At 67.3% G+C, this 13,887-nt stretch carries 13 protein-coding genes; 9 read left to right on the forward strand and 4 right to left on the reverse strand.

What is annotated here, in order from left to right:
• The first annotated feature begins 99 nt into the window (after positions 1-99).
• On the forward strand, positions 100-1,212 hold the full coding sequence (locus K4043_RS07965) for a PLP-dependent cysteine synthase family protein (RefSeq protein WP_265308865.1): 1,113 nt from the start codon (positions 100-102) through the stop codon (positions 1,210-1,212).
• A gap of 118 nt (positions 1,213-1,330) precedes the next feature.
• A complete protein-coding gene (locus K4043_RS07970) occupies positions 1,331-3,364 on the forward strand; it encodes a M3 family metallopeptidase (RefSeq protein ID WP_265308866.1) in 2,034 nt (677 codons plus the stop codon).
• Positions 3,365-3,491: 127 nt separating this feature from the next.
• Here K4043_RS07970 and K4043_RS07975 read toward each other — a convergent pair whose 3' ends face one another.
• Both K4043_RS07975 and K4043_RS07980 read right to left on the reverse strand, forming a co-directional pair.
• The gene (locus K4043_RS07975) at positions 3,492-4,292 is read right to left on the reverse strand and encodes an SDR family oxidoreductase (protein ID WP_123730128.1); all 801 of its coding nucleotides are present in this window, start codon (positions 4,290-4,292) and stop codon (positions 3,492-3,494) included.
• On the reverse strand, positions 4,283-4,861 hold the full coding sequence (locus tag K4043_RS07980; RefSeq protein ID WP_123730129.1) for a DUF1415 domain-containing protein: 579 nt from the start codon (positions 4,859-4,861) through the stop codon (positions 4,283-4,285). The genes K4043_RS07975 and K4043_RS07980 overlap by 10 nt, the downstream gene beginning before the upstream one ends.
• 210 nt (positions 4,862-5,071) lie before the next feature.
• Here K4043_RS07980 and K4043_RS07985 point away from each other — a divergent pair, with 210 nt between their 5' ends.
• The 3 genes from K4043_RS07985 to K4043_RS07995 all read left to right on the forward strand — a co-directional run bounded on the left by K4043_RS07985 (position 5,072) and on the right by K4043_RS07995 (position 8,866).
• Complete coding sequence (locus K4043_RS07985) at positions 5,072-6,535, forward strand: benzaldehyde dehydrogenase (RefSeq protein ID WP_265308867.1); 1,464 nt, start codon at positions 5,072-5,074, stop codon at positions 6,533-6,535.
• Positions 6,536-6,549: 14 nt separating this feature from the next.
• Positions 6,550-7,677 (forward strand): NAD(P)-dependent alcohol dehydrogenase, encoded by a 1,128-nt coding sequence (locus tag K4043_RS07990; protein ID WP_265308868.1) that lies wholly within the window; start codon positions 6,550-6,552, stop codon positions 7,675-7,677.
• Between the two features lie 88 nt (positions 7,678-7,765).
• A complete protein-coding gene (locus K4043_RS07995; RefSeq protein ID WP_265308869.1) occupies positions 7,766-8,866 on the forward strand; it encodes a helix-turn-helix domain-containing protein in 1,101 nt (366 codons plus the stop codon).
• A 419-nt stretch (positions 8,867-9,285) separates the two neighbouring features.
• On the opposite strand, the gene K4043_RS08000 is transcribed toward K4043_RS07995, so the two are convergent.
• Positions 9,286-9,768, reverse strand: coding sequence for a YajQ family cyclic di-GMP-binding protein (locus K4043_RS08000; RefSeq protein WP_123730133.1), 483 nt, complete (start codon positions 9,766-9,768; stop codon positions 9,286-9,288).
• A gap of 79 nt (positions 9,769-9,847) precedes the next feature.
• On the opposite strand from K4043_RS08000, the gene K4043_RS08005 reads away from it, so the two are divergent.
• From K4043_RS08005 to K4043_RS08015, 3 genes are all read left to right on the forward strand, one after another.
• Positions 9,848-10,744, forward strand: coding sequence for a DMT family transporter (locus K4043_RS08005; protein WP_265308870.1), 897 nt, complete (start codon positions 9,848-9,850; stop codon positions 10,742-10,744).
• 132 nt (positions 10,745-10,876) lie between these two features.
• Entirely contained in the window at positions 10,877-11,884 is a 1,008-nt protein-coding gene (locus K4043_RS08010) for a methionine ABC transporter ATP-binding protein (RefSeq protein WP_123730135.1), read from the forward strand.
• Positions 11,881-12,570 (forward strand): methionine ABC transporter permease, encoded by a 690-nt coding sequence (locus K4043_RS08015; RefSeq protein ID WP_123730136.1) that lies wholly within the window; start codon positions 11,881-11,883, stop codon positions 12,568-12,570. Before K4043_RS08010 ends, K4043_RS08015 begins: the two co-directional genes overlap by 4 nt.
• A gap of 148 nt (positions 12,571-12,718) precedes the next feature.
• Here the strand turns inward: K4043_RS08015 and K4043_RS08020 are convergent, their stop codons facing one another.
• A complete protein-coding gene (locus tag K4043_RS08020) occupies positions 12,719-13,330 on the reverse strand; it encodes a lipocalin family protein (protein ID WP_123730137.1) in 612 nt (203 codons plus the stop codon).
• Between the two features lie 197 nt (positions 13,331-13,527).
• Between K4043_RS08020 and K4043_RS08025 the strand changes: the two genes are divergently transcribed.
• The gene (locus K4043_RS08025) at positions 13,528-13,860 is read left to right on the forward strand and encodes a hypothetical protein (protein WP_123730138.1); all 333 of its coding nucleotides are present in this window, start codon (positions 13,528-13,530) and stop codon (positions 13,858-13,860) included.
• The last annotated feature ends 27 nt before the right edge of the window (positions 13,861-13,887 follow it).

Here is a 13,887-nt window from a genome sequence, read left to right on the forward strand (position 1 = left end):
GGGGCGGTGCCGCATCGGCGCGGCGGACACGTCATGTTACCGGTCCCGGCCGGGCGGGGTGGCGGGTAGAATGGTGTGTCTCCCTGACCAGCGTTCATCATGTCTCAGCGTGAATGGGTGGCGTCCGCCATCCGCAAGATCGAAGCCGATTTCAACCGTTCGGCCGATACCCACCTGATCCCGATGGACCTGCCGGGGTTCGATGGCATCGACCTGTATTTCAAGGACGAATCCAGCCATCCCACCGGCAGCCTGAAGCATCGTCTGGCCCGGTCGCTGTTCCTGTACGCGCTGACCAACGGCTGGCTGCGTGAAGGGCGCCCGGTGATCGAAGCGTCCAGCGGCTCCACGGCCGTATCCGAGGCGTATTTCGCACGGCTGCTGGGCCTGCCGTTCATCGCCGTGATGCCGGCCACCACGTCCCCCGAGAAAATCGCGGCGATCGAGTTCCACGGCGGCCGCTGCCACCTGGTGGAGCGCGCCTGCGACCTCAACTGCGATTCCGAAGCGTTGGCCCGCGAAACCGGTGGCCACTTCATGGACCAGTTCACCTACGCCGAGCGCGCCACCGACTGGCGCGCGAACAACAACATCGCCGAATCGATCTTCAAGCAGATGGCCGAGGAGCCGCACCCGGTGCCCGAGTGGATCGTGTGCAGCCCGGGCACCGGCGGCACCGCGGCCACGCTGGGCCGCTACGTGAGCTACCGCCGGCATGACACGCGCATCCTGTGTGCGGACCCGGAAGTGTCGGTGTTCTACGACGGCTACTGCGCCGCGCTGGCCGGGCAGCCCTGGCGCGAGTTGACCTGCAGTGGCGGCTCGCGCGTGGAAGGCATCGGGCGGCCGCGGGTGGAATCCAGTTTCATTCCGACCAGCGTCGATGCGATGGTCAAGGTGCCCGATGCGCTGAGCCTGGCCGCGATGCGCCATGTCAGCCGCCAGCTGGGCCGTCGCGTCGGCGGTTCCACCGGCACCAATTTCATCGGCGTGCTGCAGGCCGCGCAACTGATGCGCGATGCCGGACGCAGCGGCTCGATCGTCACCATCCTGTGCGACAGCGGCGAGCGCTACGCGCACAGCTACTACAACCCCGAGTGGTACCCGAAGCAGGGCATCGACGTGGAGGGCGCCGATGCCCAGCTCGCCGCGGCGGTGGCGGGGCAGGGCCTGCCGGTGCTGCCCTGCGTTTCGCTGGAAGCGGTGTACTGAGCGGGACACCGGGCGTGGCGTGAACCTGGCCCATCGGTGCACGCCGGGGCCTTGTGCGGGGCAGGGGGCAATGCCATATCGTGGGGTGATGCCGCTGCAGCGGCCCCGTTGTCTGGAGATGCCTGTGACCCCCACCAACCCCCTGCTCGATTTTTCCGGTCTGCCGCGTTTCGATGCGATCCAGCCTGAGCACATCGCCCCGGCGATCGACGCCCTGCTGGCCGAGGCCGAGGCGGCGGTAACGACCGCCGAGACCGTCACCCCGGTGACCTGGGCGACCTTCGCCGATCCGCTGGACGATGCCACTGAGCGCCTCTGGCGCGCATGGGGCCAAGTGGGCCACCTGCAGGCTGTGGTGAATACCCCGGCGCTGCGCGAGGCCTACAACGCCAACCTGCCCAAGGTGACGCGCTTCGGCAGCGCACTGGGCCAGAACCTGGCGCTCTACCAGCAGTACCGCGCCCTGGCCGCTGCGTCGGAAGCGGCGCAGTACGATCCGGCACGCCGCAAGGTGCTGGAGAACGCCCTGCGTGATTTCCGGCTGGGCGGTGCTGAACTCGATGACGCCGGCAAGGCGCGCTACAGCGCGATCCGCGAGGAACTGTCCGCGCTCTCGGCGACGTTCTCGCAGAATGTGCTCGATGCGACCGATGCCTGGTCGCTGCACGTGGAAAACCGCGCCGAACTGGCTGGCCTGCCGGACGATGTGATCGCCGCTGCCCGCGCTGCCGCAGAGAAGGATGGCCTGCCCGGCTGGAAGCTGACCCTGCAGATGCCGTGCTATATCCCGGTGCAGACCTACGCCGAACATCGCCCGCTGCGTGAGGCGCTGTATCGCGCCAACGCGGTCCGCGCCTCCGAATTCGGCGATGCCGCGCTGGATAACAGCGGCAACATTGATCGCGTGCTGGTGCTGCGTGCGGAGCTGGCCGCGCTGCTGGGCTTTGCCAACTATGCCGAGTATTCGATCGCCACCAAGATGGCCGAAGATGCGCCGCAGGTGCTGGGTTTCCTGCGCGATCTGGCGGCGCGTGCCAAACCGTATGCACAGCGCGACCGTGCCGAGCTGGAGGCCTTCGCGCACGACGAACTGGGTCTGGCCGCGCTGGAAGCATGGGATCTGGCCTTCGCGGCGGAGAAGCTGAAGCAGGCGCGCTACAGCTATTCCGAGCAGGACGTGAAGCAGTACTTCACCGAGCCGAAGGTGTTGGACGGCCTGTTCAGTGTGATCCGCAGTCTCTACGGGCTGGAGGTACAGCCGGACAGCGCGCCGGTGTGGCACCCGGACGTGCGCTTCTTCCGGGTGGTCGATGCGCAGGGCGCGCTGGTGGGTCAGTTCTATCTGGACCTGTACGCGCGCGAAGGCAAGCGTGGTGGCGCGTGGATGGACGATTGCCGCAACCGCCGCGAGACCGCTGCTGGTGTGCAGACGCCGCTGGTGTACCTGGTCTGCAACTTCGGCAAGGGCGCCGCGGGGCAACCGGCGACCTTCAGCCACAGCGATGTGACCACGCTGTTCCATGAAATGGGGCATGGCCTGCATCAGTTGCTGACCCGCATCGGCGAGCTCGGCGTGGCCGGCATCAACGGTGTGGAGTGGGACGCGGTGGAGCTGCCGAGCCAGTTCATGGAGAACTTCTGCTGGGAATGGGACCGTGTGCAGGCGATGACCGCGCACGTAACTACCGGCGAGCCGCTGCCGCGTGCGCTGTTTGACCGCATGCTGGCCGCACGCAATTTCCAGAGCGGCATGTTCACTGTGCGCCAGCTCGAGTTCGCCCTGTTCGACATGCAGCTGCACAGTGATTTCGACCCGACCCAAGACAGCGTGCAGGCCCTGCTGGAGCGCGTGCGCGATGAGGTGGCGGTCAACCGGCCGCCGGCCTGGAATCGGTTCCCCAATCAGTTCAGCCACATTTTTGCCGGTGGCTATGCGGCGGGCTACTACAGCTACAAGTGGGCCGAAGTGCTCAGCGCCGATGCCTATGCCGCGTTCGAGGAAGCCCCGGACAAGGTGACCGAGACCGGTCAGCGGTTCCGCGATGAAGTGCTCTCGCGGGGCGGCAGCCGGAGTGCGGCAGAAAACTTCGCTGCGTTCCGTGGGCGCGCGCCGACCGTGGACGCGCTGCTGCGGCACAACGGGATGGTGTGACCCTGGTTACGGTAGTGCCGGCCGCTGGCCGGCTCTGCATCCTGCCGCCAGGGGCGGGGTGTCATGCAACGTGAGGAGCCGGCCAGCGGCCGGCACTACCCGGCAGCGTGATCGGACCGGACGTGGCTCATTCGGCGTAGATCATCTTGCGGGTCATGCCGCCGTCGACGATGTGGTCCTGGCCGGTGATGAAACCGGCCAGGTCCGAGAGCAGGAACACCGCCAGCGCGCCGATGTCCGGCGGCTGGCCAACCCGGCCGACCGGATGCTGCGCCTGATCGCGGCGCGAGAGCTTGGGCGTGCGCCGGCGTGAGGGTGCCTGCCAGGCATCGGTGGTGATCCAGCCGGGGCTGATGCTGTTGACCCGCACCGCCGGCCCTTCGCTCAACGCGAGTGCATGGGTGAAGGCGACCAGCCCGCCCTTGGCCGCGGCATAGGCTTCACTGTCCGGTTCGGACTGCCATGCACGCGTCGAGGCGATGTTGAGGATGGCCCCGGTGTGCTCGCGCAGGGCGGGCAGGGCGTGTTTGCTGCACAGGAAGGCGCCATGCAGGCTGGAGAGGCGGCGTTGCCACTCAGCCAGCGGCATCTCCGCCAACGGCGTGCCATGGGCACTGGCGATGCCGGCATTGTTGACCAGGCCATCCATGCGGCCAAAGCGCTTCAGCGTCGCCTTCATCAGCGCCTGCACACTGCGCTCGCTGGCCACGTCCGCGCGCTGGAACGCCGCGCGCTCCGGCAGCGCCCATTCGGTCAAACAGGCCTTGCCGGCATCGGCATCCAGATCGGCGATCATCACGCTTCCGCCAGCGCCCAGCACCGACTGCGCGATGCCACGGCCCACCCCCTGCGCACCCCCGGTGATCACCACCACGCGATCGCGCAGCGGCTGTGCCGGCCAGTCGAGAATGGCCGGAGTCAGTGGCACGGCGGCATGTCGTTGCGGCCCAGCAGGCGCGTCCAGCCTTCGATGCCGAGCTTGTCCAGCGTTTCGATGTTGCGCTCCACGATCACGTCCGGATCCGGGAACGCGGCGACCGCACGCTCGACGCTGTCTTCGCGCAGCAGGTGCAGGGTCGGGTAGGGCGCGCGGTTGGTGTAGTTGCTCACGTCATCCGGCGCCGCGCCGGCGAACTGGTACTGCGGATGGAAGCTGGCCACCTGCAGGATGCCCTGCAGGTCCAGTGCTTCGATCGCCGCATCGGCGTTGTCGAGGAAATCGTTGTAATCCAGGAAATCGGTCAGCACGTCCGGATGCACGATCAACGTGGTGTCGATCTGTTCGGCCGGCGTGTCACGCAGCAGGATCAGCTCTTCGGCCAGTTCTTCGACCAGCGCTTCCGGCGTGGTCGCATCGCTGAGCACAAAGCGCACCTGGTCCTTCACGTACACCGCTTTGGCGAACGGGCACAGGTTCAGGCCGATGACGATCTGCTCCAGCCATTTCCGGGTCTCGGCGATGGGATCGTGGGTGGCAGTGAGGGACGCATCGTTCATGGCGGGCGGTGTCGCTGGCTGGGCTGTTGATTGTACGGCGCGGCGGTGAAGCGGGTGGGTGATCGGCTCCACTGTCCATTAACTGGACACCGGTCATCCTGATAAATCCTTATCCGGCAATCACTTGCAGTGATCGAGCCAACGGCCAATAGGCAGTGGCCCGCCGCAGGTATCCAATGGCCGGGTACACGACGCAAGGAGTTTTCCGTGATGGCAACACATGCATTCCTGCCGACGGCCACGTGGTCTGGCAAGCTGTTCGAGGGTCAGTGGAGCCCGGGTGCAGGCACCCAGGACGTGGTCGAACCCGCCACCGGCGAGCGGCTCGGTGAGATCGCGATGGCCGACCCCGCGCAGATCGCACGCGCGGCCGCCACTGCCGCCAGCGCACAGCGCGATTGGGCCAGTGCCCCGTATGACACTCGCGCGCAGGTCCTGCGCCGTGCCGCGCAGCTGGCCGAAGAGCACAACGACGAGATCGTGCAGTGGCTGGTCCGCGAAAGTGGCTCCACCCAGCTCAAGGCCGGCTTCGAGGCCAAGGTGAACACCAAGGCGCTGCATGAAGCGGCGGCACTGCCCTCGCGCAGCATCGGCGAAGTGCTGCCGTCCGAACCCGGCCGTCTGAATCTGGCGCGCCGCCGCCCGCTCGGCGTGGTCGGTGTGATTGCGCCGTTCAATTTTCCGCTGTATCTGGCCATGCGCGCCGTCGCCCCGGCACTGGCGCTGGGCAATGCGGTGGTGCTCAAGCCCGATCCGCGTACCGCCGTGTGCGGTGGCTTCGTGATCGCACGCCTGTTCGAGCTGGCTGGTCTGCCTGCTGGCCTGCTCCATGTGTTGCCGGGCGATGGTGCCGCCGGTGCGGCGCTGACCAGTGACCCGAACATCGCGATGATCCAGTTCACCGGGTCCACCGGTGCCGGGCGCAAGGTGGGTGAAGCGGCGGGTAAACACCTGAAGAAAGTGTCGCTGGAACTAGGCGGCAAGAACTCGCTGATCGTGCTCGACGATGCGGACCTGGATCTGGCCATCGCCAACACGGCGTGGGGCGTCTACCTGCATCAGGGCCAGATCTGCATGGCCACCGGCCGCGTGCTGGTCCAGCGCAGCATCCATGCGCGCTTCCTGGAAAAGCTGGTGGCCAAGGCGAAATCGCTCAAGGTCGGCAATCCGGCCGACGGCGAGGTGGCGATCGGGCCGTTGATCAATGCCCAGCAGCGCGACCACGCCGCGCGCATCGTCGCCGAGGCGCAGGCCGCCGGTGCCACCCTGGCCACCGGTGGTGGCTACAAGGATCTGTTCTTCGAGCCGACCGTGCTCAGCGATGTGAGCCGCGACAACCCGGCTTTCCACGAAGAGATCTTCGCGCCGGTCGCGGTCGTGGTGCCGTTCGATACCGATGACGAGGCGGTGGAGCTGGCCAACGACAGCGAGTACGGCCTGTCGATGGCGATCGTGTCCAGCAACGTGGGCCGCGCGCTGAAGCTGGGCGAACGGCTGCGCACCGGTCTGCTGCACATCAACGATCAGACCGTGAACGATGAGGTGATCAATCCCTTCGGTGGCGTTGGCGCCTCGGGCAACGGCACCAGCATCGGTGGCCCGTCCAACATCGACGAGTTCACCCAGTGGCAGTGGATGACCGTCAAGGGCGAAGCGCCCGCGTACCCGATCTGATCCAGGAAATTCTCATGACCGCAACAGCAGAACTGCGCGACATCACCGTGGCCGTGGTGCGCGAAAAAGAACAGCCCTTCACGATCGAGAAGGCACGCATCCGTGGCCCGCAGGACGATGAAGTGCTGGTCCGCGTAGTCGCCACCGGCCTGTGCCATACCGACCTGATCGTGCGTGACCAGTACTACCCCGTGCCGCTGCCGGCGGTGCTCGGCCATGAAGGCGCGGGCATCGTCGAAGCGCTCGGCCCGGGCGTGAAAGATCTCAAGGTGGGCGACCATGTCGTACTGACCTACGGCGCCTGCGGTCACTGCAATCCCTGCAGCGGCGGCCACGGCGCCTACTGCAAGGATTTCTTCGGCCTGAACTTCGGTGGCGGTGCGCTGGACGGCTCCACCGCGATCCAGGACCCGGACGGCAACCCGCTGCACGATCACTTCTTCGCGCAGTCCTCGTTCGCTACCTACGCACTGAGCCGCGAAAACAACGCGATCAAGGTGCCCGACGATGCGCCGATCGAACTGCTCGGCCCGCTTGGCTGCGGCATCCAGACCGGTGCCGGTGCGGTGATCAACTCGCTCAAGGTGACCGCCGGCAGCAGCTTCGCCAGCTTCGGTGCCGGCGCGGTCGGGCTGAGCGCGGTGATGGCCGCACGCGTGGCCGGTGCGACGACCATCATCGCCATCGATGTGGTGCCTTCGCGCCTGGAGCTGGCCAGGGAACTGGGCGCCACGCACGTGATCAACAGCCGCGAGGTCGATGTGGTTGAAGCGGTGCGCGGGATCACCGGCGGCGGCGCGAACTTCGCACTGGAATCCACCGGTCGTCCGGAGGTGCTCGCGCAGGGCATCGAGGCCCTCGGCGGGCTGGGGGTGATCGGCGTGGTAGGCGCGCCGAAGCTGGGCACTAAGGCCGAGTTCGACGTCAACAACCTGCTGCTCGGCGGACGCAGCATCCGTGGCATCGTCGAGGGCGACAGCGTGCCCAAAGTGTTCATTCCGCAGCTGGTGCAGCTGTATCAGCAGGGCCGCTTCCCGTTCGACAAGCTGGTCAAGTTCTACCCGCTGGATCAGATCAATCAGGCCGCCGAGGACAGCACCCGCGGTGTCACCCTCAAGCCGATCCTGACCATCGGCGGGTGAAACGGTCCGTCGCAGGCATGCATGCCTGCGACGACGTACCAGTCAGCTTTGCGGGAGTAGGCTGTCGGTTCGAGGTGGAGATCGACCGATGGCCGCGATGGTTCTGGAACAGCAGCAGGTATTGGCCGCCGCCCGTCAGCGTTTCGCCGAGGGCGGCGCGTTGATGGACAGCGTGGTCAGCCCGCCGGTGCAGCGCTCCTGGGAGCGCTCGCGCCAGGCCGGCGTGCAGCCGCGGCAGGAGCCGTACTACGCGCCTCTTGCCGCGGCTGCCACGCGCCTCGACGACCCTGCCGACCGCCGCCTCGCACGCTGTGTGCGCGAGGACATGGACCACCTCTGGGCCGCCTTCGGTGGCCGCCAATGGACCCTGTTCTGCGTCAACGCCGACGGCCTGGTCGTCGCCCAGCGCGAACATGGCCTGGCCGACGTGCCGGTGCTGCGCCCGATCCAGATCGGTCGCCGCCTGCGCGAGATCGACATCGGCACCACCGCACCGGCCTGCAGCCTGGCCGAAGACGCGCCCGCCCTGGTGCGCGGCAACGAGCACTATCTCGACCGCTTCGCCTCGGTGTTCTGCCTGAGCGTCCCGCTGCATGGGTTGGATGGCGAAGTACTGGGCGCACTGGACATCACCGGCACCGGCGAGCGCGATGCCGAGCTGTTGCACGGCTACTTCCGCCAGGCCGCGCTGTCGGCCGAGAACCGCCTCATGCAGGATCACCGCCCCTGCCACCTGCTGGCCGTGCAACACGACACCCGCTGGCTGCACTCACCGCTGCAGGGCCTGCTGGCCATCGAAGAAGACGGCCATGTCCGCGCCGCCAACCGCGTGGCCCGCCGCCTGTTCGGACTGCCGCGTCGCGGCCACTTGCCCGTTCTTACCCTGGACGGCCTGTTTGCCGGCGCCAGCCCCCACCAGCGCCGCCGCCTGCTGCAGAGCGGCCCTGCCCATCGCGTCCGCCTGGATGACGACACCGCCGTGCACGTGCAGTACCTGCGCGGACCACTCGCACCGTATGCCAGCCTGAAACTCGACGCGCCGCGCGCCAACGCTGCAAATACTTCGCTGCGCACACACACCACACAGCACGTGCGCGACGCCGTGGCCGCGCATCAAGGCAACGTCAGCGCCGCCGCACGTCAGCTCGGTATCTCACGCACCACCCTGTACAAGCTGATTCGCGCGTAATGACCAGCGCCCGGCGGTACATACGCCGGAAGCCGCATCTTTTAGATCTGCGCAACGAGGTTGCCGGCCACGGGCGGCACGACCGATGGGAGATCGCCTGGTTGCCGGCCACGGGCCGGCACTACCGCTTTGCTCGCCGATCCGCCGAGTTTGCTCGCCCGTCCGCCGAGAAAGCGTCGGGGCGGCGGGTAGGGCCAGGCCTTGCCTGGACCATGAGCGGCATGGATGCCGCGACATGAGCCCCCATGGATGGGTTTACGGCGGGTCCGGGCAAGGCCTGGCCCTACCCGACGCAGCCCTCGCCAGTGAATCGCCAGCCTTTAGCGATGAGCTGCCAGCGCCAAAAACAACGAACGCCCATCAGCAACAAACAGCGGTGCCCTTCGCTGGCGCTCCTCGCTACAGCCGTCAGGCCAAGATCAATCGCGGAAATTATCGAACTGCAGCGGCACCTCGAACGTCTCCTTCCGCAACAGCGCCATCGCATCCTGCAGATCATCGCGCTTCTTGCCCGTCACCCGCAGCTTGTCGCCATTGATCTGACTGTCCACCTTCAACTTGGCCTCCTTGATCTTCGCCGCGATCTTCTTGGCCACCTTCTGCTCGATCCCCTGCTTGACCGTGATCTTCTGCCGCGCGCCGGCCAGATTCGACTCGATATCACCGAACTCCAGGCACGCCGCATCGATCTTCCGCGCCGTCAGGCGCTGACGCAGGATGTCCGTCATCTGCTGCAACTGGAAATCGCTCGGTGCGGACTGACTGATCACGCTGTCTTCCAGCACGTACTTGGCGTCCACCCCCTTGAAATCGAAGCGCGTGGACAGCTCGCGGTTGGCCTGGTCGACCGCATTGGTCAGCTCGTGGGTGTCGACTTCGGAAACGACGTCAAAAGAGGGCATGGGGAGAACTCCAACGGGTGAATGCCCCATTCTAACCAACCCGCCATGGACGGCCCGTCCCCGGCGGCGATAATGGGCCATGAACACCCAACGCTCCCCCTCCCGCGCCGTTGCCTGGATGCTGATGGCCGTGGCCTGCTTCTCGCTGATGGATGCCGGCATGAAGCAGCTGGCCACCAGCTATCCCACCCTGCAGGTCACCTTCCTGCGCGGCGCGGCCTCGCTGCCGTTCGTGCTGGTCTGGGTGCTGGCCACCGCCGGCCCGCGATCGCTGGTGCCCAAGCGCTGGGTCCTGCACCTGCTGCGCGGCGTGCTCGGCATGGCGATGATCGGCTGCTTCGTGTACGCCCTGCGCAGCCTGCCGCTGTCCACGGCCTACACCATCTATTTCGTTGCCCCGTTGCTGATCGCCGCGCTGTCCGTGCCCCTGCTCGGGGAGAAGGTCGGCCCGCGCCGCTGGATCGCCATCGGCATCGGCCTGGTAGGCGTGCTGGTCGTGCTGCGGCCCGGCGTCGGCGGCTTCATCTCGCTGCCCGGGCTGATGGTCCTGCTGGCTGCGACCGCCTACGCACTGGCCGCGATCACGGTCAGCATGCTGACCCGCACCGACACCCCCCAGTCGATGGTGGTGTGGTTCCTGGTGATCATGGCCGTCGGCGCGGGTCTGCTGGCGATCCCCGACTGGCGGCCACTGCAGCTGGGCCATGCCGCGCTGATCGCCGGCATGGGCCTGGCCGGGGCAGGGGGGCAGGTGGCCCTGACCCGCGCCTTCCAGCTGGGCGAAGCCTCCATGATCGCACCCCTCGAGTACACCGGGCTGGTCTGGGTGATCGGCTGGGATCTGCTGTTCTGGGGCGCGCTGCCCGACTCGGTCACCTGGCTGGGCGCGGCGATCATCGTGGCCTCCGGCCTGTACCTGCTGCATCGGGAGCGGGTCCGCCAGGTCCAACCGCCCAGACCGCTGGACCACCCCTGAGCCGGCCCGGGTGGGCCATGACGCCGCCTTATAATCAAACGGAATATGATTCGATCCTGCCGCGCGGGCCAGGGCCGTCCCGCGCTGGTAGGCTGCACGCCCCCTCCCGTCGATGCCCCGGTTGACCGCGAAGTGATCGAGTTCCAGCGCCTGCACAAATCCTATGCCGTCGGCGGCCGCGCGATTGCCGCGCTGCAGCCGCTGGATCTGACCATCGAGGCCGGCGAAGTGTTCGGCATCATCGGCCATTCCGGCGCGGGCAAATCGACCCTGATCCGGCTGATCAACCGGCTGGAGGAGCCCACCGGCGGCCGCCTGCTGATCAATGGCGAGGATGTCACCGCGCTCGATGCCGAGGGTCTGCGCGTGCTGCGCCGGAAGATCGGCATGATCTTCCAGCACTTCAACCTGCTCTCGTCGCGCACGGTGGCCTCCAACGTCGCCTTCCCGCTGGAGCTGGCGGGGACGCCGCGGGCGGAGATCGACGCCCGCGTCAACGAACTGCTGCATACCGTCGGCCTGGAAGCGCACGCCAACAAGTACCCGGCGCAGCTGTCCGGTGGCCAGAAGCAGCGCGTCGGCATCGCCCGCGCCCTGGCCACCCGCCCGCAGATCCTGCTGTGCGATGAGGCCACCAGCGCACTGGACCCGCAGACCACCGCCTCGGTGCTCAAACTGCTCGGCAAGATCAACCGCGAGCTGGGCCTGACCATCGTGCTGATTACCCACGAGATGGACGTGATCCGCCGTGTCTGCGACCGCGTTGCGGTGCTCGATGCTGGCCACCTGGTCGAGACCGGCCCGGTCACCGAGGTGTTCCTGCACCCGCAGCACCCGACCACCCGCCGCTTCGTGAGCGAGTCCGAACAGGTGGACGAGGGCGAGCTGCACAAGGACTTCGAGGCCGTCGCCGGGCGCATCGTGCGCTTGACCTTCCTTGGCGCGGACACCTACGAACCGCTGCTGGGGCGCATCGCGCGCGAGACCGGCGTGGACTACAACATCCTGTCCGGCCGTATCGACCGGATCAAGGACACCCCGTATGGCCAGTTGACCGTGTCGCTGGTCGGGGGCGACGTGCAGGCCGCACAGGCCGGCTTTGTCGCCGCCGGTGTCCACCTTGAGGAGCTGCGCCGATGATCCTGGCTACCGCAGGCGGGTTCTTCCGCCATCTCGACGCCGGCAAATGGGCCGATATCGGCCAGGCCACGCTGGATACCCTGCTGATGCTCGGCGGCTCGCTGCCGCTGACGCTGCTGATCGGCCTGCCGCTGGGCGTGCTGCTGTTCCTGACCGGCTCGCCGCAGCTGCACCGCAAGCCGGTGCTGTATGGCGCGCTCGCGCTGCTGGTGAACCTGCTGCGTTCGGTCCCCTTCATCATCCTGATGATCGTGCTGATCCCGCTCACCCTGTGGATGATGGGTACCTCGCTCGGCGTCCGCGGTGCGATCGTGCCGCTGGTGATCGGCGCGGCGCCGTTCTATGCGCGCCTGGTCGAAACCGCGCTGCGCGAAGTGGACCGCGGCGTGATCGAAGCCACCCAGGCGATGGGCGCCACCACCTGGCAGCTGGTCACCCGGGTGCTGCTGCCTGAAGCGCGGCCTGGCCTCATCGCTGGCGCCACCGTCACCGTGATCGCCCTGATCGGCTTCACCGCGATGGGCGGTGCGATCGGCTCGGGCGGCCTGGGTGACCTGGCGTTCCGCGACGGCTATCAGCGTTCGCATACCGACGTGGCCCTGGTCACCGTGGTGCTGCTGCTGGTGCTGGTACAGATTCTGCAGATGATCGGCGACCGCCTGGTGGGGCATTACAGCCGGAAGTAACCGGTAGGTACCGACCATTGGTCGGTACGCCATCCTCGACGCCGCGTCGTGGCTGGCCCTCCAGGCCGAGTACGATCTGAAGACGCTGCCGACCCGGCAGGAAATCTAGCGCAGGGTGCAGCCGCGCGAGTCGCCCTGACCGCCGCCCTTATCGGACGTTCGGCACTTCAAAGCCCAGCCGGTCCACCTGCTCGGGGTGCTGCGGCACGCGCTTGAGCTTGTCGGTGTTGACCCCGTAATCGTCACGCAGGCGGGTGGCGAGCTCCTTGTAGAGCTCCTTGTCCATGTCCGGCTGGCGCGCGAACACCCAGGCCATCTCGCGGCCCGGGTAGCCGAGCATCGCCCACGAATAATCCGGCGCGACTTCCAGCACGCGGGTGTGGGTCGGCACGACCTTGTAGAACCAGGTGCGCCAGTTGTGGTTGCCGCTCTTTTCGTCCACTGAAGCGCGCACCGTCAGCTCCTGCAGCGGTTCGGAGAAGCCGTTGCGGTAGCGGTAGGTGATGGACACTTTCTGGTCGCCACGCAGGCGGAATTCGTTGACGCTGGCGACGTGGCCGCGTTCGATGGGATTCGGCACCCGGCCGATCACATACCAGGTGCCCATGAAACGCTGCAGGTCGATCGGCGCACCGGCGCTGTCGACGGCGACCGGGGTCGGCGCGGGTTCCGGCTTGGTCTCATGGCGGAACGCACAGGCAGACAGCAATGCCATCGAGGAGACCAACAGGACAGCGCGAAGCGGGCGGTTCGAAGACATGCGGCGGGTGGCTCCAGTGGCTGGCAGAGGCATGGTGGGTGGGACAGCGGAGAACGTCAATGGCGGCGCAGCGGTTGCGTGACCGATTCACACTGACGCGACACCGGCGACCCTCCCGACGCCGTGCCGTACAAGGTCGCAGCCCTTGAGATAGCGGCGCGGCAAGGTGACGCATCACTTTCGCACGGAGCTGTGTCATGACCCTGTCGTCTTCCCCGCGTTTGTCCGACCGTCCCGATCCCCGGGTGCTGCGTTGCGTCAGGCAGGTTGCCCTCGCCGGGATGGCCCTGGTCCTGGTCTGGCCCGCCGCACGGGGACACAGCGAGTGGATCGGCTGGCTGCCGATGTGGCTGATCGGCATGCCGCTGATGGCCTGGTGGAGCCTGCATCGCTTCCGCCTGCCGCTGGCCGGCCTGCTCAACCGGACCGCCCGCCGCCGCCGCGGGCCGCAGGCCCTGCGCCGGCGTCGCCCGCTGGTGCGTCCGGCGCGGCCTGACCTTCGACACGTGAGCCGCGGCCAGCCGGTGTGATAGCGTCCCAAGGCTATGAACGCCTGG

It is taken from the genome of Stenotrophomonas sp. SRS1, from assembly GCF_026130205.1.
Taxonomy (GTDB): domain Bacteria; phylum Pseudomonadota; class Gammaproteobacteria; order Xanthomonadales; family Xanthomonadaceae; genus Stenotrophomonas; species Stenotrophomonas rhizophila_B.